A 26,211-nucleotide genomic window follows, 5' to 3' on the forward strand; every position below is an offset into this window, starting at 1 on the left:
TCGGCTGTTGATTTTAATGTGTACCGCCCGTTCCAAAATCATCATAACTGGACAAGTCGGCATGATAGAGTAGAACATCTCCATCCATCAGAGCAAATGTGCTGCCCAACGGATCGACAAAGCTACGTTTAAACCCTTCTATTTGCCACTGGTTATTAAGCGGCGCATGAATATACTGCAAATGCGGATTACTCATTTCTCGGTTACGGATCGTTTCGATCTTGAAATTGACGATGATATATCCGTCCTTCAAAAAAATAGGCGACTTGTCATCCAGCCGATTTTTGCGACCATATTCAGCAAGATTAAATCCTTTCGGCACGGCATAGGGCGCAGCAGGCAAACTGTATTCTCCGTACCACTTCTGAACGGCAGCATCGGCACGAGCAGCATTAACGCCGGAAGGCACATTCATACTTCCGACAAAGGTACGAAGTTGCGGCGGAAGCAATAGACCATCGTAACCACCGATTAAGATTTTCTTTTGAGCTGCATCTTTTAGATATTGTTGTACGTATGTTGCTTGGTTGCCAACAGAACCCGTCAAACTCCATTGCGTTCGTGCTGTATTCGTTAGTTCTTGTTGCGGCACATTACGCAGTCGAGCATCCATTGTGACCAAGCGTTGCTCGCTATCTTCCGTAGAACCAATCCGAATAAACCGCTTATTGCCCGAATGATAGTACAAGTCCACTTGTTGCCGGTTTTTGCCCTGTTTGTCTACGAAATAAAAGGTAGGTGTAATCTTCACACCATCGCCCGCGCCAAACATGTTTCCGAGCGTTTTGACTTCAAATTTAAAGTGATAGCCCGTTTTAACCGCTACATTTTTCTTGCCGCTATCGGGGTGACTGCCCGGTCGAATCGGCAACATATAAGGGGCCGAATTGCCGCGCTGTGCGCCGTCTATGCCATTCGTACCAACCCAAAAAGCGTTTCCTGTCGGCGTAGCACTACCTGTTTGTGTACGAAATACAGTTTCCCACTGGTAATCGGCAATATCAGTGACACGGAAGTCGTACAAACGACCAATGACCTCGACGGGTATAACATGTGTAGCGACATGATGGGACAAGTCGAGATTGGCATTGGGCTGCGAGGTAAAAGATGCCGGACTGTTCTCGGCAATCGTGCGAAACAGTACATCATAATTCCCCTCGTCCACCCAGACGGGCAAATAAAAAGTTGCCTGCGTCTGGTTGACCGCAACAGATACCCATGTGTCTTTCGGAATAAGTGTGGTTCGATCTGCTCGATATACATCAAACGGAAACCGGACTTCCTTATCTTTCATATATTTGGCATAATCCCGATTTCCATATCCCTTGATGCTCTTGTGAAGACCGTTGGTCGGAATCGTGATCGTAAATGGCCGATTGAGTATGAATGCCGACCGTCCGGCAGTAGGCTGTGTTTTCTGGTTATGCGCCCGATCATCGGATACGGATGCCTGATTCACCACAGGCGTATGCACCGTCACCGGATTGATGCCACTTATCGTAAAGCTTTGATTTTGTCCTCCTCCGATACCTTTGATGAGTGAATAGTAGATCGTACCGGTACTGGATTGACTCGCTTTGTTGCTTTTTGCTGAATCAATCATATAACCACTACCGTATAGAACATTTTGACCGATGGTTGGTGGGGCTGGAATCGTCCCTGGAGCCGGGGCGGTTTCCTCCACCGTCCGATTGTCCATAATCGTCTGCCCATTAAAAATCAGCGAATCGTTCTTCACTTTGATCTTGCCAATTGCTTTTTCGGCCTCGTTCTTCCAATTTTCATTCGGAACGGATGGGCGACTTGATCCGCCTTGAATCGTTTGACCGGGAAGCGTGACGTTAGCATAAATTGGATCAACAATATGAGCGCCGATGGACGCATCGTGTGTAGCGGTAACGGATGGTGGCGTGTAGCCATTCGGCTCTAACGTCACCGTTCCTGACGGCAAGGCATAATTGTTGAAACTTGCTCTTTGAATGCCATATACCTCTAAATTTTGAATCGTCCAATAGTTATACTTGCGCTCAATCATGTAACTTTGCGTCACGGTCTGCGTATCCGAACGCGAAATTGGAACGGTTGTCGGATTTCCATCAGCGTCTGGTGGGCCGGAAACATAATCAGTCCAGCGAAGCGTATACGTTCTACTAACCGTAATCGGGTACGTTTTTATACCTTTTACTTCCGTAAACTTGTTACGGAACAAGTAGGATTTAGCTGTCGCATTCACATATAAACTCTCGGAAGTAGGGATACCTTGTTGCACATCAAATCGTTCAGCCCCTCGTATGTCAGCCTGAATGACGGCAGACGCACCAGCATCCATCATTGCCGACTCCTGAGATCCGCCCGGCAATGTTTCTCCGCCGTTACCGCCTCCCTTATTCACCGTATGAACAGCCGTTGAATCCCCTGACTGATCGCCTGCATCTTTCACGACAACCGTGATTTTGACGGTAACATTAGAGCCGGAAGCAAACGGAATTTTAATGGGAAGCGACTTTTGAGCGGAACGCCCACTGAGTGTACCCGACTTGTCACTAGATGTAGCTAGAGTCGCATTCTCGATTTTCGTTATTTCATAAGATTTCAATGGTTGCTGTGATTCAGCTTCAAAAATAAAAGTCCCATCTACCATTGTGACCGAAGATTCCACTGAACTATGCGCGTCGATTCGAGACGTTACTGTAACCGGGGAAGGAATTTTATAGATACCGACAAAGTTAGAACCGCCCGACCCTACCAAAATAGAACGCTCCCGCAGTTTCGCGTCACCTTTTTCCTGAACGAACATTTTTTCATCCGGTTTATTGTTGTTTGTGATGTAGGAGCGGATGATTTCATACGTCTGCCCGGCATTTGTAAGGGTCGCTTCAAAGGTATGATTGGCCTCATCTCCGGTTGAAAAAACACCTTTGTCCAGTTCCTTGAGCTTCGTACCATCTTCTTTCATATAAATTGCCTTCACCGGGTTATGCTCCGCGTACTCCGCAATGGCATCTGACCCACCGAGTGCGACGGTAAAACTACGAATGCGTACTTTATCGTTTGTTTCCGGGTTTTCCTGCAACCATTTCTTTTGTGTTAAATCCTGCTTGGGAGATAAATAAGAACGGACAATCGAATAGGTTTTGCCTCCGTCCTCAATCGTTGCGGGAAATTCATGATCGATGGTTTCGCCAATTTTATAGTTTCCTTTATGATAGGTCACATCTGTTTGATTGATTACCCGTCCACTCACCGTCTTGGCAATCACATCGACAGGAAAGTTTGCGCTTCGGTAAGGGATGTGTAAGCCAAAGTAATCATCCAGATCATCTGGAACTCTCCATCCTTCAGCTTGCTTTATACCAGATAAGGTGTAAAAGGGACCTTTCCGAACGGAACCATCTCCATTAATCGAAACCATCACAGCGTAAAAGTAAAGATTATCGTTATCTTGAATGCCGTCCATGCCAGCCTGCCATAGTCGCTGCGTGACAACCTCCTCAGATATCTCATAGTAAGAAGTCACTGGCTGCCCTGGTATTGATGGATTCGGATATTGACCTGTATGTTGCACTTCTTGATTCATAAATAAGGCGTGTGGCTTGTTTCTAGGATCACTGCATTGTTTAGGGGAAGTCACCGTACAAACTTGATCCTTGGTAACGACCCAACCCACGGTTCGATAACGAATGGAGGTACTTGCCGCCGTACTTGTAATTTCGAATTGGATCATGCCATCGCGTATGACAATTTGCGGTGCAGCGGCATTGGCTTGTTGCACCCCGATAAAGGGCATAAAAAAAGTGCATGCCAGCAGCATGCACAAAACACGTTTATAAAGCTTTATCTTGTTCATTCCTCATTCCACCTTCGAAATGGTATGATTAAAAAATAGACTGGCAGTAGGGGAAACTTTTAATGTGCTTCCCCAATCTCCCCCAACATTCGTTGTCATCTTAATGTCCGTGTATCCTTCATACCACACCTGTTTTTCAAAATCAGCATTCTGCGGAAACCATTCGTCATAAATTAAGCGTTCAGGTTCTTGAAAAGAAATAAATTGTATCCGAAACTTGGTACGAATATAGTCTGCTCCGAATCCATCATGGAAAATCATAGACGGCTCTGGGTCTAAGTAGCCGATGACTTGAATTTGATTTTTCTTGACCCAATCCACGTATTCGCGAAGATATTTTAGTTCTGCATCGGAATTTCTCATCTTCGTATCCAATATAGCTTTAGCCCACGTATCATCGATCGTTTTGTAATCAATGTTCAGCCATAGCGCGCCGAAAGTTTTCAAACGCTTCATCCATATGTCTATATTGCCCTTATTGTATTCCGGTTCGTTAGTGTACAGTTCAGCAGCCACTTTGCTTCGACCAGGTCTGGAATATGGATAACCTATTTCATACATTTCATTTGATACATCTGCCAAGATATAAGGATAGTCTTTCGCGTTCTTCGGCAGATTGTCCGTGCGAATCAGACGACCCCATTCATCATACCCGCTATTGGCATCTTCTTTTGTAAAGATGAATACTGTCGATGTGGAATTGTCCCATTCTACTGTTGCTCCCAGCACTTCGCTCACAAATCGGAGTGGAACAAACGTCCGACCGCCGTTCAAAATCGCTTTCGTATCAAATGCGACTTCCTTGCCATTTACCGTTGCCAAGTTACTGCCAATTGTCAAGATGATGGACTGATCGCTTCGCTCAATCGGGATCGTCTGGCTCTTGGATTCCCATCCGACCTTTGCGCCGAGCGATTCGGCAATAAAGCGCACGGGCACAAGCGTCCGCCCATTTTCATCTATAAATGCTTGTGCATCGGGAAACCAGAATTTTTGTCCGTCCATCACGACACTGACATACGATGGAGGACGGCTTGCAGCGCTTGCGGTTATGCTAAATACGCTAAAGATCAGCAGCGTAATAAGTCCTGCACCTACCCATCTTTTCATACTCTTTGCTCCTTTCAATTCAAGAAATATCTTTGGAAGATTTAACCTATCGTTGTCAACATCATAAAACTGATTCGGCAATATGTCCACTGTCTCAACAAGCATCCTACTTTAGCTATGAGTTCGCTCATGGGGGACAATCAAGTGGCATATAGCCTCTTTGGGCAGCCGCTTTTGCACTGACAAACGTTTCTTCAATTAGATACGAGTACCCACATGAACTCCGGTAATATACTTTCATATTTCCTTTTTTAGCCCCGATAATGTCATCACGTTTTATGACGCGACTTCCACCAAGCGCATAACTGTTATAGACTTTCGTCCCCATCGGAATCCCTTGTAAAAAAGCCAACACACCTACGTCATCAACGGTATTGTGCCACTCTTCATCTGAAATGAATGGCAGGGTAAATGTATAGGACAAACCGCTCTTCGCGACTGTTTCATTATATTGATTGATACGATAGGCTAGTTCATCCTGAATCGCTTGGACAATCGTGCTTCGGCGCACCTGTTCAAAGAGCATCGGGTCCTGTAAAAGCGGGATAGATGTTTGATGCTGGATGTCCTGCCGCAAGCCTTCATGCCAACTGCGGTTTGACGCATCATAAGCTAACACCTCTTGATCGAGCGTGAAAGATAGACTGTTGCCTCCTGAATCGGTATAGGCATAAGGTTTCTTCGTTCCCCAAACCGATTTCAGAATGCTCTTTCCGTCTGTTCCTGTCCATTCATCCTCAGCATAGATGTAAAAACCGTCATAACCCACAATGACAATGGCGGGAATATATCGGTGTAACACGCCTGCGGCTATCGGATCGCCAGCTACGCCAAATCCCGCATCCAGCGTCCGAAAAAAAGTTTCCAGTGCTTCCTCTTTGTCGAGTGCTACACGCTTGGCAGATGCGTACTCTGCTTCCTGCCTCTGTGCGGCATTCATAATTAGCATACTCGCGGCATCATCTACCGCCGCATTCAACACAGCATCGTAACGTAATTCAGTAAGCTGTACTTGTCGAAGTGTCTCGGTATCAATACGGTTGACGGTCACAAAGGGCAGAAACAGCAGGACACCGACGATCGCCCACTCAATCCATTTCATTGCGCACCACCCCGCCATAAGGAATAACAATTTTTTCGGTTGGACTGATCGTATTAGCCAGAAAATCAAAATACAATGTACCTGCTGTTCGATTGAGATTCCGAACGACAACCGAAAAGTAATCGCCCGTATGCATCCTGTATCGACGACTGGGATCATCCTTTGCTAGGGAATTACCGGGAAACAGTACCGATAAAATTTGCGCTTGATAGTAGGAATCATAGTGGATTTCATACGTGTTTTGAAATGTTTCCGGCCTTGTTGGATCAAGATAGACCGGTACGTACTTCTTGCTGCCATGTTCCATCTCCACTACGAATGTATTGCCAGTCGCCGAAAGTGCGGACATCAAGTCATTGTACATCGTCGGCGTTATACCACCTTTATCCCTCACTGCATCCACAAATTGCGTTGTTGCGCGTAAAGCGACTAATTCTGAAATATCGTCTTGCTGCTCGAATGCAGCCGAGATGGGGTAGAGGTAGAGCAACAGCACAGCGATCAATACAGCGAATATTTTCAAAAAGCTGTTCATCATGGCAAGCTCCTCACCAACACCCGTTGCAAGCGACCATCTGTATCCCGTTCATATATGGGTACATAGCGAGCTTGCAGATTCACATTCGCCGCTTGAAGCGATTCCCTAGGAAAGGACGGCGCATACCGAACACCGTCTACGATTATTTCCGCATCACCTTCTTCAAGCCGAGCCAGAGTATGCAACACTTCCGAACCAGATAATGTGCCATCACCTGCAAGTGGTGAATACGTCTGATGCAAGCTGCGATCTTGATCGCGACCGGATAGATAGGTGAGCGAATTAAGACTAGAACCAGTGTGAAATAAAATGAATCCACTTGTTGCGGCCATCAGAAAAATGAGCAAAGCCACGCTCATTTCAATCATTTGTTTTGGTGCATAATCCATAACATCCTCCCCTTGCTATACAAGGCATCTAGCATAGCGCCGGATGCCTGTATAACGGTCACTTATTCAATTACTGCTGACGGAAGATAATACCGCGAATGACATTACTGCTGTCGAGCACCAATGATGCGCGGAACTTGCCGCTTGGATTGACATAGTTAATATCTGCCTCGTCTACCGTTTGACTGATTTGACCAGGAGCGGTTCCCTCAATCATGCCATACGTGACACTATCTAGCGGAACACTCGTATTCACCACCTTGCCATACCATTGGCCAGTCGGATTTTTTCCTGTCACGATTTGAATACCGAATTGATCTTGGTCACGGAACTTACGCAAAGCGTTGACCACTTGGCTACCTGAAAGTGTTGTGTTGTCATACACGGTAAATGCCGTTTGCGACAATTCAGTTTGGATGTTGCTAAAATTGCTTTGCGCCGCTTTCGTGGAATCCTGTGCGGAAGTAAACAGAACTACCGCGAGTGTAATGAGGGCAATGGCAAGAAAAATACCTGCGGCCATCACCAGTGCTTTTTGTGCGTTGGACATGTGTCAATCTCTCCTTTTATTTTGGGAATAAAAAAACGCCTTCCGTTTTGGAAAGCGTCTGTGCTGATTACTGGATACGTTGAAGCTGATCATAGTACATCGTCATCTGATGTAGACTCACAACTACAAGCGGGATGACTAAATAACCAAAGATTAGCGACATGAGGGGCGCAAACCCGATCAGACGACCCCAGCCAGCTTTTTGCTCAATTAACTGCTCATATTCTTGTTTGCGCTGTTCTCTGGCAAAAGCCTGTTCCGATTCAAGATCATCAAACGCCTGTTTGATCGGTAAATGCTGCATCGCAAGTTCCAGCTTTTCAATGGTTCGGATGAACGGCAAAAAAGGCGCATCCTCCTTGAGTTGCGTGAGCGATTGCTCCGCACCATGTTCAAAATGAAGCAAACACGTTTGCAACGGTTCGCGAAAGATACGGGCGAACTGCTCCATCCACATCAAGAGCTGTTCGACCGACATGCGTTCCATGCCAACCAGCATACCAATCACAACTTGTAACTGGTCTACTTCATGCTTCATCTCCATTTGCCGCATATGCCGTCTAAACCAACGTATGCCGACAGGCATCACATAACCGCCCCAACCAGCCCCGATGGCCAACAGCCCTTCCCACCAGGCAAATAGCGGTTTTTCCAGTTTTGCTAGCTTGCCCAAAATACGCCTCGCCGCTGGACGAAGCTGCTCATCCTGATCTTGAACATTCATTTCCTTGCGTAACAGACCCATCACCGTATTTTCGTTGCGCGGCCTCACCTCCTTCAATTGTGAAAGTATGCGTCGATCTAGTAGAGCGATCTCATGCGCTTTTGCTTCTTCCACTGGTGTCAGTTGGCCAAACATCGTCCCCGGTTTTACCGGTTCGTACAAGATTTGATGCCGGTCTGTCACCGTCAAGGCAACAAATAGACTTAGTGCGATAAAAAAAGCAATACACCCGGCTGTAATGCGCTGCACATAAAACCATTCCAGTCGTAGTGGAGAGGCGGTATCTTTAAGCAGTTTGGTCACGCGCTCCGCTTCCGCTGATCCCGGCATCGGCCCAAGTCGATGGACAAGTGAGCGTATCCACGGCCAGTTATACGCCCGTTGTTCCCATCTTCTTCGGCTGGTAGGGCGATGCGTCATATCCAGTTCTGAGATATTACGCAGCAAAACGTAAGAAATCCATACGATGGCAAGCACGGCGATTTTAATGGCCCAACCCCAAGCACTCCCATAAAACGTATCCATTGCTGGAAAATAACGACTTGCCCAAGCTTCAATCGGATGTGTGGCGAGTAGAGGAAGCAGAGCAATGATCGACAATCCTTGCAGAAGGTAGCCAAGCCGCTCCCTGCGCAACAATTCCAAATTGAGTTCGCCTGTCAATTTTTCCAATCCCTTAAGGTACACGGAACCCGTGTCGCTTTTGGGATCACCGTGTTCTTTTACCAAGTGGGATAATCCCGCCATGCCTTGCAAATAGCGATTGGGTGCAAGTTCCACATATTGAGCCAGCTTTTCTTCGCTATCGCTAGCGGATAACGTTTCATAGAGTGCCTGCCCATGAAGTGTCATCTCATATGGAGCACCGTCCGCCGCGTCATAAATCGCTTCTTCAACCATCCCATGCCGATGATATTGATGCCGAACATCTCCCATAAAGTTTCGGAGTTGCCGTAACAGCCGTACTTCGAGCCGATGAACCCCCATATCCGACAGTATTCCATGTCCAACCCATAGCCCAATGCCAAGCATGCCCCATGTAAAAAGGTCTCGCACCATAAGCACAATGGGAATGGCAATCAGCAGCAATAATCCCCAGATGAATAACACAGATTTCATGGTTTCTAACCGCAGCTTCCATTCATCGCTCAAACTCAAAATCGCTAGTCGTCTACGGACATGAACCAAATACGTCCGTAAGATGGGCACTTGCTCACAGAAGCTATATAGCCACTGCAACCTGCTATACAGGATTTGTCTGCGCGATGTTTTTCCCGGCTGGCGCAGCGCTTCGTATCGGCGCGCCGCTGCCACTTCCGTATTGCGGCGAGACAACCACATAAATGCGGCGAGAGCAATTAGAAACAACACGGTTGCCATACCTAGCAGCAGGGATAACCCATCACGATCCATGCTCATCCCCCCAATACACTGCGAGAAACGCATCAAAGGCCGCTTGATCAGGACCACTCAGATGTTCTGCCATTTCTCTCCGATTTTGGTCAGATAGCGGATGAACGGCAACATATCGACCGTCTTGGTACTCGATGATATTGCGAGCTGCATACAACGGACGATCCGTGGTGCGCCGAAAATATTCAAGTACGGTTTCCATAAAAGCCGTTAATCGATCGTCCGTTGTCATGTTTCCGCGAAAGGCTTCCGGGTACGCCGTTTCCTGCGATATCGGAACGCACTCTGTAATACGCTCAATGTAACGCCGTCCGTCCACATCGCGGCGCAGGTGGATGTCGAAGTTGACCACACTGACTACCTGCTGCTCCGCGATACGTTCGTTTGTAAACACACCTGTTTTAAGCAACGAGTTGCGCAGCGATAAAACCAAGTCACGAAACGTTTTCGCATGATGGGTAAACAGCGTAAAAAGGGAAGCGACTTGCGCCATCTGCACCATCCAAGCTGCGACTGGATCAGTCGCAACTTCGCCCAAAATATTTACAGAACCATCCGTTTTCTTTTGGATATCCAGCCCTTCCTGGCCTGAAATCGTCTCTGTTTCGCGCAGACTGACAATATTGCGATGCGGATAAATTTTGCGCAATTGCAGTTCAAAGCTCATTTCCTGCACTCGGATCGGCAACACGGCGGAAATATGACGAACCATCGCCATCAACAACGTTGTTTTCCCGCTGCCCTGTGCGCCTGTAATCGCTGTAATGCGCGCACCTGATACCAAATAACGAATAAGGCTGATCGGAAGCTCCGCTCCTTCATCTTGGATCAACTGCTCCAACGTGGCGCTCTGCACATCAAATTTGCGCACAAAAAAAGCCCACGATTCACTGAACCGAGGGCGCAACACGACGACGCGAGAGCCGTCTGCCATTTCATTGACCTTATATCCGGTTGCTTCCGAAAGCTGACCGGGAAAATTATGCTTGTAGATGTTTTGGCAGACACGCCGCAGTTCCTGTTCCGAACCAAAGGATAGAAACCGGAGCTGAATCGACTTTCCTTTGTAAAACAGCCATACACTTTCGTGCGAGCGAGGCAGCGCCTGCGTTTGCATCTCTTCATCATACGTCCAATCCCCTTCCCACATGAGCGGGGGCAGACCGGACACGCCGCCGGAAACACCATCAATTCGCATATCGCGAATCTCGTCAATGACACTGTACCCTTTGTAGTGCTGATAAATCCGCTGTACAATGATTTGGATTTTATCATCTGTTGTCAGACGAGGTGCTTCCTCGGCGTAGATACTTTGAACATCCTCTGCTGTCATGCAGTACGATTCTAATTGCCCATCCTCATCCCATTTCGGCTTATCCAGTTCATATGTTTGAATCAACTTATCCAGTGCATGCAGTCGTTCTCGCTTCTTATATAGATAAAGCAAGATATCAAACTGATCTTGCGGGGTTAACCGCTCCGGTTTATGAAATGGCAATAGTAAATTCAGATTTGCGTCATCCCATTCATAGTGTTGTGCGAGTACATCTGCAATGACTTGCTTTACATATTCCTTATCCCTTATATCCCCGGAAGTACAACCGCGCAATGCCTTCTTTAGTTCCGCACGTTTATTTTTACGACGGCGAAAATCTTCTGCTGATAATCCGTAATCATTCAAATGGCTGCTGGTCAGTTCATGCAATGTCCCCTTAATGAATGCTGTCATAGCTTCAAACGTATAAAGCGGCGCAGCAGGCTCTTGTTCCGGTAGGCGGCGACTCATCCGCATATAGAGGAAAAAGCACACGAGTAACAGCAGCATTCCTAAGATAAAGACATTCAACCAGATCATCATCGTGTACCATCCTCCTGCCTGCCAAAGAAAGGACGGTCTGCCCCTGCACGTTTCGTCAATGCATGTGCCAGCTGTCGTATTTGATGCACGAAAAGATAGTTTTCGTGCGTTCGCGTAAGTCGTTGGTTATGAAACCAATAGCTGGTCGCACCGCCATATTGTACAGCATCTAGCCATCCCGTATTATGAACTACAGGATGTGCATGTGGCAGATCAGGAAATTGACGCATCAGATTTTTGGCAGACAATCGCGAACGAAGGTCATATTGACCGATAACAAACAGGGTCTTTCTTTCTCGCAGTAACGCAAATTCGGATGACCGAAAGAAACGTTCGAGCAACAGTCGATTTTGTGGTAAACAAATAACCAGCACGTCTGCTGCCTCCCATAATCTATTTGCTCCTTTACCACTGCCGCCGTCAATGAGAATCAGATCATACGCACGTTTTGCCATATCGAGAAGCGGTATAATCCTCGTTTGTGAGTCGTCTTGAAATAAATCATCCGACTTCAAGGAACCGGGCAATAGGTCGAGACGATCTTGCAACAACGGCATGGCATAGTCTCGCAACATGCCATACTCTAGTTTTCGATTTTGCAAGAGCCGAAGCAATGCATCGATGCCCACATCTCGCGTATGCCTTTCACCCATTACTGATAACGTAAAGAACGCACGAGCAACAGCAGCATATTCGCTTTGTACATGCCCGAGCAGCAATACGCGGGCGGAATATTCCATACCCAGACACGATGCAATGGCAATTAAATTAGTCGTTGTTCCAGCTTGTCCCGCAACAGGACTCCAGAACACAACGGTCGTCCCCATAGACACTCAGTCTCCTTTCTACCACATTCGGTTGCGTTTCCGAACGCTCGACCAGGCCTTTCTAGCTGCTTTGCTGTCACATTCGCAAAGCTGTTGCAACATCGTCAGTAGGTTTTGTTTATACGCTCCCGACAGCCCCCGAAGCTGGATACGGCTATGATGCTGATTATCCAGATCGACAGCGGCATCACGCTCATCAAGCGGAAATTGAAATTCCGTTTCCTCCCATTGCAGTTGGCGCGTGCGCGTATCTAATCGCCATTCGGATAAGGTACCCATCAGGGCAGGGGAGAGCATCCGGTAAAACAAAAGTGGTGTCGCCGCTTCGTGCAGACACAAACGAAGCAATAAATCTTCATTACGGTGTAGGGAAGTTCTCCTTCCATCCCAACACCATACTCGTTTCTCATAGCTGGAAATTTCCTTCCCTGCAACAAACTGTGTATGATCGGTATCTAGCAGCATGATGTCATAATCTGTTTCAATAAGCGGCTGCGTCAGTCCGCGTTCCAGTTGCATCCCATTGATATAACCATAGGCTACATCCATTCCCTCAAATTCCTGTATGCCACTACCCGATGTAGCATACGGCAAATAGCCCTGTACAGATTGAGCCATTGTCGAGTCAATCAACAACACCTTGTGATTTAGTTCCGTCAGCAAGCGACCTAGTACCAAGAGCACATGGCTCTTGTCCGCCGCACCGAAAAAAACAATCTTTTTCATGTGTGCTCTCCTTTACTGATTAAAGATATCATTCCATTTCTCCTCATCTGATTGGTTCTCATCATCCGGTACAACGCTTGGCTGCGTATCCGCCGGTGGCGATGGCGGTACTATAGGGTCATCCTCTACTACATCAGTCGGTGCTGGTGTTGGAATTGGTTGCTGCTCATCTATAGCAGGTAATGTTAGCGGCAATTCAGTTACGGACTGCATTTCGTATATGGCGTTGCCTTGCTGCGTAGTCGTGCGTTCGTTTTGCAACTGTTGCTGCACCGTGACACTGCCGCTTGTTGTACGCAATTTATCCGACTCACTCATCGCCTTGAGATTGTCATCCAATGTTTCTCGCAATGTACGCGCAAGCTCTGTCTTTGCAACTTCCAGTAGATTCGGATCATTTTCCATTAGATCGAGTACCAGCGGATTAGCCGGATAATTAACAATCGCGGCTTCCTGCAACCCTGGCTCAATATAGGGCAGCGCATACAGGCGAGCGCCTTGCAAATACGCATCAATGATGGCACTGGATGTTTGCAAAATATCCAATTCGTTCATCTCCAACCAAACGACCGTCCCGGATAGCTCACGCACCCTCTTTTTAGACAACAACACGAAGTCCTCACCGGTAGGAAAACCAATTCGCACATCAATAAACTGTGCAGGTTTAAGGTTTGAAGGAAGTTGGATGACCTGAAATTCTTTAATTCTCAAGTCCTTCGGAACCGGCTGACCCTCATAGAGGAGGGAAGATAACAGCGGTGTCCCCGGCAACAGTTCGATTTTGGCGCTCTTTCCAATAATGGCTTCCCGGTCGGTAATTACGCCGGGTGGAACGATGGTGACTGGCATGGGCACTGCCTTTAGATCATCAGCAGTCAACATACTGCCCGCCTGAACGGTTTTAACCGTAGTCCATACGCTCCTTTGATCCTGCTTCTCTTGCATTTTGAACTGCTCGATTTGTTGTTCATATGCTGCTTGCATCTTTTGGTGCTGTTGCTGCTGTTCGATGTGCTGAATCATCAGATACACGGATGCGGCAATCAACAGGCAAACGCTAATTGCGATTGTTCCGATCACCAACGCTTTACGGTGACGATAGCTCCATAACATAGTTCACTTCTCCTTTCATTTATATAGAAAAAAGTCCGCACTTCTTTCAACGCGCGTCATCCCGTGATCGCGGCTTCGGTGGCGCTTGCTCCGATTGTCGTTGTGCCAGCTTCTCGGTAGCCCACGCTGGAGTATGCTCCGACTTGAGAAAGCCCATCAGATCTTCACGGTTATATCGGTATTCATCGCCGGAATAGAGCGTTTCTGCATAGACTGCTCGTCCGCGGGAGTTTCCCGAAGCCCCGAAACCTCCCATTACCCAAATCAACTGATGGTCTGCCGTACGAAATGCTGGCCGCAGCCATTCCGGACGAACGACGACAATCTTGCCCATGAGATCATCCTCACCCTTGATCGGGATGCAATGGGTCGGTTGAATGGGAGGCATCGGCTCCGCGATCGCAGCGCGCTCGGTCTGGAGTTTCTCGATTTCCCATTGCAACAGCTGTGCAAATTCCTGCATGGCGACCAAGTAATCCTCATATCCCTCCGCACCATAATACTGATCGATGCCAAACAAATTGTTCTTGTCGCAATAGCAAACTAGATAGGGCTTCTCGGTATTCATCGTGTCGATACCCAAAATCACCTCGACCCTCCCAATGGGCAACGCTTGATAGACTTCGTATTCGCCAGCCATTCGCTTTTCCTGTTCCATCGCTATCCCTCCAACTGCCGTTTGCGGGTTCGTTTCTTGCGACTGCCATCGGCTTGCTTGTCCCTGTCTTGTAACAACGTCTCTCCTTCATCCAAGTTTTCAGGATGCCGGGAAAAGCCCGGTTTTTCTTTCATCAGACGTTCATATTGACGGCGTTTTCCTCTCGTAAAATCCATTGAATTTTCTCCTTTCCGAATTTAGGCATAAAAAAACTCCCCCTTGTGGAGAGTTGGCGTGTAGCTTTGTAATGTCTTATCGTTCCTGATCCCGTTGCCGTCTTCGATACCAAGATTCGAGTAGTTGAACAATGAGGTCTTCCTTTTGTTTCACGGTGAAGTCCCGTGGGAAGAAACGGTCGATCCGCTCTCCCTTGATCGTAAGCTTTTCTTTCTGATTCGGCTTCTCCTCTGTGAGAATCGAGAAGATGACATCCACGTTAAGTCGTCCATCTTGGCTCAGTTTTTTCATGCGTTGCGCCTGTGCCAGCGAAGGCGTACAGTCCTCGGACTGCATCGTTTCAAATAAAGCCTGCTGTTCTTTTTCGGCCAAGTAGGATAGTTCTACGGCTGGATTAAAGGCAATTTGCTTATCGTCTACCATTTCGAGAATAGATGGCGTTAGTTCGGTCAGACGGATATACCGAGAGATTTGATTTCTGCTTTCCCCAACTTGCTCTGCAAGTATTTCCCTTGATTCACTTCCTTTTAACTTCCGCCCAACTTGGGCGGAAGTTAAATCTGTCCGTTGTCCCTGACGGTTCATTGCGGCTAGCTTCATCTTATAGGCGAACGCTTTTTCACTAGGAGAAATATGCTCCCGCTGCAAATTACTATCTACCATAATGATTGTTGCCTGATCATCGTCCAACTCCCGGACTATACAAGGAATTGTCTCCATACCTGCCAATTCGCTTGCTTTCATACGGCGATGCCCGGCTACCATTTCATAACCGCCATCCGCTTTTGGTCGAACCAAACCTGGGACAAGCACACCATATTGCTTGATGCTTTCCGCCATTTCCAACATCGCTTCATCCGCATTTACCTTAAAGGGGTGATCGGGAAATTCGCTAATTTCCGATAGTGGAATATCCGTCACCTTTTCCCGTTGGGCATCGGCACGACCAGCATCTGTCATAAATAAGTCATCGACTTGGGTCAGCTTGATGCTGGCGCGTCTGTCGTCTTTCGCTGCCAAGTTTGTTCACCTCCTTCGTAAAAGAGGCATAGGCTTTTGCTGCCCGACCGTTCGGATCATGCGAATAGATACTCATACCTTTGGAACTCGTTTCCGCTGCACGAATAGACAGGGGAATTTCCGTTTGAAATACACGCAACTTGTCTCCGTAATCACGCCTAAGAACAAAGGCAATGTCTTTAGCAAAATTTGTTCGGTTGTCTACCATCGTGAGCAGTACACCATCCAGTACCAACTTCGGGTTGATTTGGCGGCGAACACGAGCAACGGTCTGTAAAAGCTGTGACATGCCCTTGGCGGGTAAGTAGTGTGCCTGAACTGGAATAATGACGCTATCTGCCGCTGCTAAAGCATTGATCGTCATCATACCGAGACTAGGCATACAGTCAATCAAGATATAGTCATAATTATCCCTTACTGATTCGAGATAAGAACGCATAATGGTCTCCCGACTCATTGTATTTACTAGGGAGACTTCGACTGCTGACAGTTCAATATTGCCCGGCATAATATCAATGCCTTCATGATGATGTAAAATACCTTCGCGTGATTCACAATGTTCTTCCATCATCGTTTTGCTCAACAATGTAGCTAGCGATACAGGTAAGCTATCTGGCTCGTTAAAACCTAAAGCGTCTGTTAGGTTTCCCTGTGCGTCCGCATCGATCAGCAATACCTTTTTCCCCTCAGCGGCTAAACCGATTCCTAGATTAACTGCCGTCGTCGTTTTGCCCACGCCACCCTTTTGATTAGCGAGAGCAATTACTTTTGCCATGAACATTTCTCCTTTCACGCAAAAAGCCGGTTGCTCTGAGATTTTCAGTGCAACCGGCTTTTTGAATAGTATCTATATAAAAAGAGAGCGCCAGGAAAGACGCTCTCTTGAATATTCGTATATTAAATTAGCTTCTCATTCAAAGCATTAGTGGATATAAATGAGGTTCCGGGACCAATAAGCGAACGTGTCAGAACCTCATTGTTAAAGAATAGAGCTTCAGATAAGGGAAGGGAAGGGAGCTATCAATGGTTGAATTGCTATCCCGTTCATCATTTCAATAATCGCGCCCGTTGAATACTTAATAATTATATTTAACTGCATTTAGCCAAAAAAGAGAAAACTTAACCTGCACAACAAGATAATTTTGATACATCTTTATCGAAAGTAAGAGCAGCTAATTTTAGTCCTTCTGCCATTGTTAAATATGGTGCGAGGGTTTCTATTAGATCCTCTACTGTTAAGCCAAACTTAACGGCTAATGTCGCTGCATAAATCACATCTCCTGCATTTTCTGACACGATATGAACCCCAAGAATTTTTAATGTTTTCGCGTCGGCAACAAGCTTGAAAACACCTGTTGTTTCACGGTTTACTATCGCTCTTGGAACAGCATTTAAAGGCAAGACAGATGTTTTTACTTCATAGCCTTTTTCTTTTGCTTGTTCTTCTGTTAAACCAACCGTTGCAATCGAAGGATTTGTAAATGTGACACCAGGAACAACAGATAAATCTATTTTTTTATTCAACCCACCAATCGCATTATCGGCAACAATTCCACCTTCATATGCTGCTACATACACAAATTGAGGTCCTAGTGTTACATCTCCTGCTGCATAAATCTTTTCATTACTTGTTTGCGCATAGTCATTGATTTTTATTTCTTTTCGAGGTCCAACTTCAACACCTGCAACATGTAAATTTAATTTATCCGTATTCGGTTTTCTTCCTGTCGCAACAAGCAACTGCTCTGATTCAATGACTTTTTCCTTACCATCTACTGTCACATGCACCTTTTTTATTTCCCCAGCTTGTTCAACACGTTCAAAAGTTGCTCCTTTTACAAGATTTATTCCTTGTTCAACTAAGGCTTTTTCTACTACTTCCGAAATCTCTGGATCGTACTCTTTTAAAAGTCGCTCACTCCTCTGCATAAGTGTTACTTCTGAGCCTAGATTATGAAATAGTTGTCCAAGCTCCATTCCAATGTATCCTGAACCAATCACTGTTAATCGTTTTGGTACTTTCTTTAATTCAAGTAGCGTTGTACTTGTTAAATACTCCACTTCTTCAAGTCCCGAAATCGGGGGTAAAGAAGGAGAAGCCCCCGTTGCAATTAAATAGCGCTTTGCAGAAAATTTCTTTCCATTGACTTTAACCGTATTTTCATCAATAAATTTCGCTTCACCTTCAATTAAATCAAATCCATATTCATCAATTAGATCAATATATTTTTGATTTCGAAGCTCACTCACCAATTCATTCTTTTGCTTGATTAAAGGTGCTAATTCCACTTCTCCAGCTGTTGTTTGTAAACCCGTAAATGAATTGATTTTTGCTAAATGATTGATTTCCCCAGCTCTAAGAAGTGTTTTTGATGGAACACAACCAATATTTACACATGTTCCCCCAACCGTTCCACGCTCTATCATGGCAACCTTTGCTCCGTACTCAATTGCTTTAATTGCAGCCGAAAAAGCAGCACCACCAGAACCAATTATAAGCAGGTCATAATCTCCTTCATTACCTAAGACCATTTTTTCTTCTGATGATACCATTTCTATTTCTCCAGGCTGATATTTTGCTACATGAATTGCCTTTATTGCACTTTCAACACCAATCTCATCTGGCAATTCAAATACTGCTTCTCCATGACTAAAACTGGCTTCAATATTTTCAGCCCCTATTTTTTCGAGTGCTTCGCTCACATGTTCTTCGCAACCTGTGCAAGTCATTCCTTGAATGTACAATTTAAACTTTTTCATTCAAATCATTCCTTTGGTTAGTTAGTCTTTAATCAATGTTTCAATTATTGGACAAGCATGTAATTGTTTCTTGTCTGGACATCGCTGCTTTAAATCTTGTAACATAGTTTCAATTCGCTTGAGATCCTCTATGTGCTTTTGAACTTCCTCCTCTTTTTTAGAAACAAATTCATACATATCTCGGCAACGAGCTTCATCATTATCAACAACACCAAGCAATTTATATATTTCACCCAAAGAAAAACCGAGGTCTTGCAGTCTTTTAATAAATTTAATTCGTTTAACATCATCTTCTGAATATACTCTGTAACCTGAATGAGTTCGAGATGGCTGTTGTAACAACTTTTTCCGTTCATAATATCTAACCGTTTCTTTATGCACACCACATTTTTCAGCTAGTTCACTTATAAGAAGTTCCATTGTTTCACCTCAAATAAAGTATACACCCTGTACTTAGGTACAGGGTCAAGTATTTGATATTATTTTCTTATTATTAATTGTTTTTCAATAAACTGGCCCGTTGAACAGCATAACTGCTGTTTGTTTAGTACCCAATTAATTAGCCCTTAACGTTCACTTTAACTGCCACAACATAAATGGATTTCTTCCGTCAAAATATTCAAATTTAGTGAACTCAATCTAAAGAATTTAACATATCTACGCACCCGACATCCAAATCCAAGTCTAAAACGACGGAAACCTCGATTTTGTCTTTAAGCACCTTATTTCTGAAGTCACTGCCGTCTTTCGTAAAAGTCATAAATCGCGCAAAGTGTTGAAAACAAAGGATTTCTACGTATCGTTTCGTTGTATTCCTATTACGCACTCCACATGCACCGTATGCGGGAACATATCCACCGGAGTTACCTCCACTGTTCTGTACCCGCCATCTTCGAGCACCCGCAAGTCCCTTGCCAATGTCGATGGATTACACGACACATACACCACACGCTCCGGCTTCATCGCAAGAATCGTCTCCAAAAGTCGCGGATCGCAGCCCTTACGTGGTGGATCGACCACGATAACATCCGCCTTAATCCCCTGCTCTTTCCAATTCGGAATGACATCCTCAGAGGCTCCAACCTCGAACACCACATTCTTCATCTCGTTCAACTTCGCATTCGCCCGGGCATCCTCAATAGCTTCCGGTACAATCTCCACACCGTATACCTTAGCCGCATGCTGCGCCAAAAAGAGAGAGATCGTACCGATGCCGCAATAGGCATCGATAACCGTTTCATTGCCAGTCAGTCCGGCGTATTCTACGGTTTTTCCGTACAGCACCTCAGTCTGTGCCGGGTTCACTTGATAGAACGAACGCGCTGAGATTGCGAACTGTACATCGCCGATGTAGTCATAGATGACGTCTCTGCCCCACAGGACACGGGTTTCGTCCCCGAAGATGACATTCGTGCGCTGAGTGTTGACGTTCTGGCAGATGCTGACTACATCTGGCAGCTGTTCGCGGATGCTCCCGAGCCAGGCGTCCAGGTGCGGGATGTCGCGGCCGTTGGTTACGAGGACGAGCATCATTTCACCGGTGCGGAAGGCTTTTTTCACGACGACATGGCGCAGCAGGCCGCGGCTGGTTTCTTCATTATAAGCAGAGATGCCGAGTTCTCTGCCGATGCCTTTCACCTTGCGCACAACGTCATCGTTATCTTCATGCTGAATTAAGCATGTTTCCATATCGATGATCCGGTGGCTTCCCCGCGCGTAAAAGCCGCCCACAAGGCCGCCTTCTGTTACGCCGATCGGCACCTGAGCCTTGTTGCGATAACGCCAAGGCTCGTCCATGCCCAGTGTAGGGCGGACGAGAATGCCCTCTGTCTTAGCCACTCCAGCGCCATCCGCGATGTCACCATCGTTAGCACGGTCCATCTGACTCTCAACAGCTTCATTCGCTTTGCTCTTTCCGCTATCTCCGCCACCACCACTCACCCGGAGCTTTCCAATCCGCTCCAGGTTGTCCACCACCAGCTGCCGTTTCCACGTCAGCTGAGCGGCATAGTCCATATGCTGCAGCTGACAGCCGCCACACTTATCATAGATCTCACAAGGCGCCGCGATACGGGCGCTGCTCGCCTCTACTAAATTCAGCAGCTTGGCGTAGCCATACTGTTTCTTGGTCTTGAGCACCTTTGCCCGGACCTTCTCTCCGGGAAGAGCTCCCTGCACAAAAAGGGTAAAGCCTTCAACGCGGCCTACCCCTTCACCTTCATGGGTCATGCCGATAATATCGAGCATAACCTCATCATTTTTATTCACAGGCAGTTCGGCGACAGGCGCCTTGCCGACTGGGCGGCTGGTGCTGCGTCCACTGCGGTGTTTACTCATTATTTATAGTTCACTTCTTTCATTATCATCGCTGTATAAACCCAATTAAATGTCTTCAATCATTTCCATCACTGTAAATCTTACAGTCTCTTCGATCAAAGATCATCTCTGTATAATCCCACACTCTTACTTTCAATCAATCTCAGTTATTCTCAGCAAAAATCCGCAAATGCTGCGGCAAAATCCGGAATCGCCCTGGCAGCTCTCCACCCAGTTCGCCGTCCAAGTTCAATTGGACATGCCCTGGTGAGATTACATCCATCGCATCCGTGCGGAAATAAACAACCTTCTTATCATTCAAATGCTCACCGCGAAGAGCCAATCTGACCAAACGGACAAACTCTGCCAGATTGCATTTTTTAACCGCTATGACATCTAACAGACCGTCATCGATCCGAGCGCCGGGAGCGAGCTTTTCAAAGCCGCCAACAGAATTCGTGTTTGCAATCAGGAATAGCATGAACTCATCATGAATAACTTCTTGGCCATTGGCACGAATGATTAATTCCTGAGGTGACAGGCTGACCATTTTTTCAATACCTTTTAGATAGTACGCAAGCTGCCCTATCATGGTCTTCAGCTTACTAGGAACTTCATATGTCAGTTCGGTTAGACTACCGCCGCCTGCTATATTAATAAAATAACGGTCATTTGCCTTGCCGATATCAATCGGACGTGTCTCTTGGCGAATGATCAGATCACAGGAATCTTCCCAGTTCTTCGGGATCCCCATTGCACGTGCGAAATCATTAGTAGTACCAAGCGGCAAGACGCCGAGCGGGGGAAGATTAGGCTTCTCCGCCATACCATTAATAACTTCATTTAAAGTGCCGTCGCCACCGGCTGCTATGATCAAGTCATAACCGCGTTCTACTGCATCTGCAGCAGCTATCATAGCATCGCCTTCTCCGGTTGTTGCATGGCAGGTGGCTTCAATGCCACCAATATCCAGCCGGTCCAAAATATCGGCGAGCCGCTTCTTCATTTCTTCCCGTCCAGAAGTGGGATTATAAATCAATCTCGCAGTTTTCATTACCGGAACGCCACCTGTTTTTATAATAGAATAACCTAATTGATTATACCTAATTCGGACCACTACAATCAATGTTAAAGGCCCTTTCATGCAAATATTCCATTATACAGCAATTCATGACACTTTATTTAACAAAAAAATATATTTATATGTATATGCAGCAAATCCCGTATTATCCACGGATCTGGGCCCTTTTTTATGATTAAATGTGCTCAGGGGTAGGTGCTTTATCGTTTCATTCGAATCTGTTCGAGGAGTGTCTCTACCTGTCTCTCCATCCAATGCGGAAGAAGGGGGTGCGGAAGAAGTGTTTGACCAGAATACTTATAGGTTAACCCTTTTAGTCTGTCCGGAACCACATGCTTAGTAAAATAGCCTTCACTCAAAAAAAGCGGCGCCACCAGTACCTCGTGACCCTGCTCCTGCCAATACTCTACCTTGCTTCTTACACTATCCGGACTCAGCAGAGCATAGTCGGCCGCCGCTACGCCGCTCACCTCACGGACACGTCCCGCCAGCGAAGATATGCCCTGCTCCCAGCGCTGCCGGAAACCATCATATACACTGCCATGCCCCACAAGCAAAATCGTCTCTAGCTTCGGTTCCGTAGACAGCTCACGTAGCTTGTCCCAAATCATTACAGCGATGTCCGGATCATCGTCGATAGGATAACCATAGTGAACTTTAGCCTTCACTGAGAACAGCGCTAAATCCGTCTCACGTTCAGGCTCAGGTTTGGCGCCTAGTGCATATTCTATCTCATCGACATGTGTACTTCCTGAGGAAACGAACAATGGGATCACAATAATATCTGTGACCCCTGCGTGTTCCAGCTCATTTATTCCATCTTGAATCAGACGGCCCTCTACCAGCTCTAAAAAAGAGACCACAACAGGAATCTTTTCACCTAGCGACAATCCGCTTACGGCTTCCTCTACAATCGATACCCAAGCCTCGTCGCGAGAGCCGTGACTGATAATAAGTACGCCCGGTACCATAAATTAACGTCCCAAACGTTCCAGCGTTAATTTATAACCGTCATTACCGTAGTTCAGGCAACGTTTTACACGGGAAATCGTAGCTGTGCTTGCACCCGTCTCTGCTTCGATCTGGTTGTAGGTGGAGCCTTTGCCAAGCATACGCGCTACTTCCAGTCGCTGCGACAACGATTGAATCTCGTTCACAGTGCACAGATCATCAAAGAACACATAACATTCTTCCATATTTTTCAACGTTAAAATAGCTTCAAATAATTGGTCGATACTTTTATCATTCAACTTCTTAAGTTGCATCAGCTTTTCATCCCCTAAAAGTTCTATCAGCATTAGTTTCTCTAATTAAGCTCCGTACAAAACTAGCTCCGGAAACATAAACCTCATGCGACTATCCTGCCTTTACTATATTGCACTGGAGCGCATTTTTCAAGCATTAACGATTTCACGCTGTAAAGAGTGAAATCGATGGACAAACGTCCACCCATGGCGCACACTCAATATGTACCCAACCGCGTTTATTTCTTCCTGCATAAGAAATAGCACCTACACTATAGTACTACATAAGCGCCGAAAATCAAGCTTGTACACGCTTTTTTCACTTCTTAAGGACGATTATAGGCATTCGCCCTTTTCCGCTCCTATCACGGGTAACCCGGGCATTCGTCTATACCGTATGTTCGCCCATGACATACAGTATAGCAGACCACTAACAAAGGAATGTGATATTATGCCTGATCATTACTATAATCATTCCCGCCGGAACCAGCGTTCATTGACCGATACTTATAATGCATCTGCTTACCCCGGGCTCAGTCCATATGCGCCTTCATCCCCCCCAGGAGAGAGCGGAATCCTTCCCGCTTTAGGAGCAGAAGCAGCCACCGAAACTGCGCTAGCGCTTCCTGCTGCTGAAGCTACGACTAAGGCAAGCGGCGGGCTTGCCGGATTGCTTAGCGGCTTGGGCGGTTTAGGCGGCGGTGGCGGAATCGGTGGGAATATGGAGCAAATCAAAGGTATCATCGACCGAATGGGCGGTATTGACGGGATCGTAAACTCCATGGGTAAGGTGCAGAAGGTGATGTCCGGCTTCCAGCAGATGGCTCCGATGGTTAAGCTTTTTATGGGTAACTTCGGCAAAAACAAAGGCTCCTCAGGTGCACTAGCTGCCGAAGAGGATGCAGCGCTGTACAGCCCTAACCGACGCAAAAAAAGACGTTCCACCTCGACCCGCCGCAAATCTACTACAACCACACGCCGGCGCTCTACTCCCTCTACAGGAAAACGTCGCCGCAAATAGCGGTGACGTTTTATTTTTCACTTAAACCATCCACTACGCCGGAACCATCTGAACATACTAACACCCACCACCAGCATAAATAGCAGAACGCCAAAATATCCATACTTCCATTCGAGCTCAGGCATCACCACGAAATTCATCCCATAAATTCCGGCAATCAGCGTCAGCGGCATGAATACGGTAGTGATTACTGTTAGTGTTTTCATGATCGAATTCATCCGGTTGGAGTTAAGAGAAATGTAGCTATCACGTAGGTCCGCAGTCATTTCTCGATCCGCCTCAATCATATCGGACAGTTTTAACAAATGGTCATAGATATCGCCAAAATAAATCCGTTCCTCGCCGTTGCTCTGGACATGCTGCGAATTCAAAATCCGGTACATCAAATCGCGCATTGGCACAATCGTCCGCCGCATCTTGAGCAGCCTTCCGCGCAAACCAAACACTTGGCTCATCAAATCCTCCACCGACTCACTGCTGCCATTGCTCTCCAGATCCGCAAGCTCGTCTTCTAAACTGTATAGGCACGGAAAATACTTATCTACCAGCTTGTCCATTACTGTATATGCAGCCGCCATCGGACCACCTGACCAGCCTTTACGACTATGTATTTCACGCTTCACTTGTTCCCAAGCTTCATTCATCTCTGTTTTTTCCTGATGATGATAGGACACGAGGTAATTTGCGCTCAAAAAAAGGTCTATCTCTTCAGCATCCAGCGTCTCTTCATTCAGCGCATGCAGCACAAAAAACTGTACTTCCTCATAATGATCCAGCTTCGGCCGCTGTAGTACATGCATACAGTCCTCAATCGCCAAAGGGTGAAAATGAAAGTAGTGATCCAACAGCAGCGTCTCCTCTGCCGTAGGTGTAGCAAAGTCTGCCCATATCCATGCATAATCCTCCCGCCGGATATCCTGCAAAGGTATGTCTGTCAGCACCTCACCTGTATGCGTCACCGCAAGTGTACGTATCATAAATGTTCCTCCGCTTCATCTTCTTCCACGCATCTATTGTACCGTAAGAAGAGGAGTCTTCCAAAAATAACAAAAAAATCTCAGCCGGAGAATCGTAGCTCTGAGGTTCCATTACTCTTTAGTGTCCCATTCCTTCCTTTTGTTCCTAGGTTCATTTTTTTCTAATACCCTTCCAATTGTTCCTGCGATCTCATTTCTCTCCTCTACCAGCTACCAATGCCAGTGCCATAATCGCAACAATAGCTAAGCTATCGTGAATTACCGCCATTTTACGAAACGTTTGGTTGTAAGGAGTACTGAGGTTTAACACTAATTATTCGGGCTTAACTACACCGGCTTAACTTTGTCGGATATCTGATTATGGCCTCGCGCACACTTATTTTTGTATCTCAGTTTCCACTTTGATCCTATTTATGGTTTATAGGTAAAAGATCTAATCACTTATTAATAAGTGTCATTCATCTTCTTCTTCTCGCCTTTGATCAGTCGGCTCATAGTGTATATAACGATGCTTCTCAGATGGTGAGGAAAGGATGGATAAAAAAATAGGGTTGGGTTGTCACCGAACTTAGTCAAATCGTATCGAGTGATTGTTTAATGATTAGTTAGTTTAAATTCTAACCCGCCGCTTAAATTCGACAGATGCACAAAAAGCTACGTCAGACATCCGCTCAAATACACCTTACCCTATCTTTAAACACTCTCATCTGTATAAGTTAGACTCTGCTAATCCGAAGCATTTATGCCCTGCTTTCTACTC

23 protein-coding genes are annotated in these 26,211 nt (G+C 46.2%); 1 reads left to right on the plus strand and 22 read right to left on the minus strand.

The window, feature by feature from the left end; all coding sequences use genetic code 11:
• Positions 1-13: 13 nt before the first annotated feature.
• From CA598_RS12055 to CA598_RS12150, 21 genes are all read right to left on the minus strand, one after another.
• The gene (locus CA598_RS12055; RefSeq protein WP_256990474.1) at positions 14-3,847 is read right to left on the minus strand and encodes a DUF5704 domain-containing protein; all 3,834 of its coding nucleotides are present in this window, start codon (positions 3,845-3,847) and stop codon (positions 14-16) included.
• 3 nt (positions 3,848-3,850) lie between these two features.
• Positions 3,851-4,957, minus strand: coding sequence for a copper amine oxidase N-terminal domain-containing protein (locus tag CA598_RS12060; protein ID WP_094876636.1), 1,107 nt, complete (start codon positions 4,955-4,957; stop codon positions 3,851-3,853).
• A gap of 127 nt (positions 4,958-5,084) precedes the next feature.
• Positions 5,085-6,059: a hypothetical protein gene (locus CA598_RS12065; RefSeq protein WP_094876637.1), complete on the minus strand. Its 975-nt coding sequence runs from the start codon at positions 6,057-6,059 to the stop codon at positions 5,085-5,087.
• The gene (locus tag CA598_RS12070) at positions 6,046-6,597 is read right to left on the minus strand and encodes a hypothetical protein (RefSeq protein ID WP_306440460.1); all 552 of its coding nucleotides are present in this window, start codon (positions 6,595-6,597) and stop codon (positions 6,046-6,048) included. Before CA598_RS12070 ends, CA598_RS12065 begins: the two co-directional genes overlap by 14 nt.
• Complete coding sequence (locus CA598_RS12075) at positions 6,594-6,986, minus strand: hypothetical protein (protein WP_094876639.1); 393 nt, start codon at positions 6,984-6,986, stop codon at positions 6,594-6,596. Before CA598_RS12075 ends, CA598_RS12070 begins: the two co-directional genes overlap by 4 nt.
• A 70-nt stretch (positions 6,987-7,056) precedes the next feature.
• Positions 7,057-7,536: an ABC transporter permease gene (locus CA598_RS12080; protein ID WP_094876640.1), complete on the minus strand. Its 480-nt coding sequence runs from the start codon at positions 7,534-7,536 to the stop codon at positions 7,057-7,059.
• 67 nt (positions 7,537-7,603) lie between these two features.
• Positions 7,604-9,673: a hypothetical protein gene (locus tag CA598_RS12085; RefSeq protein WP_094876641.1), complete on the minus strand. Its 2,070-nt coding sequence runs from the start codon at positions 9,671-9,673 to the stop codon at positions 7,604-7,606.
• A complete protein-coding gene (locus CA598_RS12090) occupies positions 9,663-11,531 on the minus strand; it encodes a P-loop NTPase family protein (RefSeq protein ID WP_094876642.1) in 1,869 nt (622 codons plus the stop codon). The genes CA598_RS12085 and CA598_RS12090 overlap by 11 nt, the downstream gene beginning before the upstream one ends.
• Positions 11,528-12,358 (minus strand): hypothetical protein, encoded by an 831-nt coding sequence (locus CA598_RS12095; protein WP_094876643.1) that lies wholly within the window; start codon positions 12,356-12,358, stop codon positions 11,528-11,530. The genes CA598_RS12090 and CA598_RS12095 overlap by 4 nt, the downstream gene beginning before the upstream one ends.
• Before the next feature lie 18 nt (positions 12,359-12,376).
• Positions 12,377-13,042 (minus strand): hypothetical protein, encoded by a 666-nt coding sequence (locus CA598_RS12100; protein WP_256990475.1) that lies wholly within the window; start codon positions 13,040-13,042, stop codon positions 12,377-12,379.
• A 54-nt stretch (positions 13,043-13,096) separates the two neighbouring features.
• Positions 13,097-14,197 carry an SAF domain-containing protein gene (locus tag CA598_RS12105; RefSeq protein WP_094876645.1) on the minus strand — a complete coding sequence of 367 codons (1,101 nt, stop codon included), beginning with the start codon at positions 14,195-14,197 and terminating at the stop codon, positions 13,097-13,099.
• 46 nt (positions 14,198-14,243) lie between these two features.
• Entirely contained in the window at positions 14,244-14,855 is a 612-nt protein-coding gene (locus tag CA598_RS12110) for a hypothetical protein (RefSeq protein WP_094876646.1), read from the minus strand.
• A 2-nt stretch (positions 14,856-14,857) separates the two neighbouring features.
• Positions 14,858-15,031, minus strand: coding sequence for a hypothetical protein (locus CA598_RS32270; RefSeq protein WP_179283652.1), 174 nt, complete (start codon positions 15,029-15,031; stop codon positions 14,858-14,860).
• 76 nt (positions 15,032-15,107) lie between these two features.
• The gene (locus tag CA598_RS12115) at positions 15,108-16,052 is read right to left on the minus strand and encodes a ParB/RepB/Spo0J family partition protein (RefSeq protein WP_445671390.1); all 945 of its coding nucleotides are present in this window, start codon (positions 16,050-16,052) and stop codon (positions 15,108-15,110) included.
• Positions 16,000-16,827, minus strand: a complete 828-nt coding sequence (locus CA598_RS12120; RefSeq protein WP_094876647.1) for a ParA family protein — start codon at positions 16,825-16,827, stop codon at positions 16,000-16,002. The genes CA598_RS12115 and CA598_RS12120 overlap by 53 nt, the downstream gene beginning before the upstream one ends.
• A gap of 344 nt (positions 16,828-17,171) precedes the next feature.
• Positions 17,172-18,812 carry a mercury(II) reductase gene (merA, locus tag CA598_RS12125; RefSeq protein ID WP_094876648.1) on the minus strand — a complete coding sequence of 547 codons (1,641 nt, stop codon included), beginning with the start codon at positions 18,810-18,812 and terminating at the stop codon, positions 17,172-17,174.
• A gap of 21 nt (positions 18,813-18,833) precedes the next feature.
• Complete coding sequence (merR, locus tag CA598_RS12130; protein ID WP_094876649.1) at positions 18,834-19,232, minus strand: mercury resistance transcriptional regulator MerR; 399 nt, start codon at positions 19,230-19,232, stop codon at positions 18,834-18,836.
• Positions 19,233-19,604: 372 nt separating this feature from the next.
• Positions 19,605-21,149, minus strand: coding sequence for a 23S rRNA (uracil(1939)-C(5))-methyltransferase RlmD (gene rlmD, locus CA598_RS12135; protein ID WP_094876650.1), 1,545 nt, complete (start codon positions 21,147-21,149; stop codon positions 19,605-19,607).
• 142 nt (positions 21,150-21,291) lie between these two features.
• The gene (locus CA598_RS12140) at positions 21,292-22,182 is read right to left on the minus strand and encodes a diacylglycerol kinase (RefSeq protein WP_094874080.1); all 891 of its coding nucleotides are present in this window, start codon (positions 22,180-22,182) and stop codon (positions 21,292-21,294) included.
• Between the two features lie 227 nt (positions 22,183-22,409).
• Positions 22,410-23,180 carry a sirohydrochlorin chelatase gene (locus CA598_RS12145; RefSeq protein WP_094876651.1) on the minus strand — a complete coding sequence of 257 codons (771 nt, stop codon included), beginning with the start codon at positions 23,178-23,180 and terminating at the stop codon, positions 22,410-22,412.
• A 3-nt stretch (positions 23,181-23,183) separates the two neighbouring features.
• Complete coding sequence (locus tag CA598_RS12150) at positions 23,184-23,474, minus strand: YerC/YecD family TrpR-related protein (RefSeq protein ID WP_019913624.1); 291 nt, start codon at positions 23,472-23,474, stop codon at positions 23,184-23,186.
• A 430-nt stretch (positions 23,475-23,904) separates the two neighbouring features.
• Between CA598_RS12150 and CA598_RS12155 the strand changes: the two genes are divergently transcribed.
• Complete coding sequence (locus CA598_RS12155; protein ID WP_094876652.1) at positions 23,905-24,474, plus strand: hypothetical protein; 570 nt, start codon at positions 23,905-23,907, stop codon at positions 24,472-24,474.
• Between the two features lie 17 nt (positions 24,475-24,491).
• Here CA598_RS12155 and corA read toward each other — a convergent pair whose 3' ends face one another.
• The gene (corA, locus tag CA598_RS12160; RefSeq protein WP_094876653.1) at positions 24,492-25,451 is read right to left on the minus strand and encodes a magnesium/cobalt transporter CorA; all 960 of its coding nucleotides are present in this window, start codon (positions 25,449-25,451) and stop codon (positions 24,492-24,494) included.
• Positions 25,452-26,211 lie beyond the last annotated feature (760 nt).

The sequence above is a fragment of the Paenibacillus sp. VTT E-133291 genome, from assembly GCF_002264395.1.
GTDB lineage: Bacteria > Bacillota > Bacilli > Paenibacillales > Paenibacillaceae > Paenibacillus_AQ > Paenibacillus_AQ nitricinens.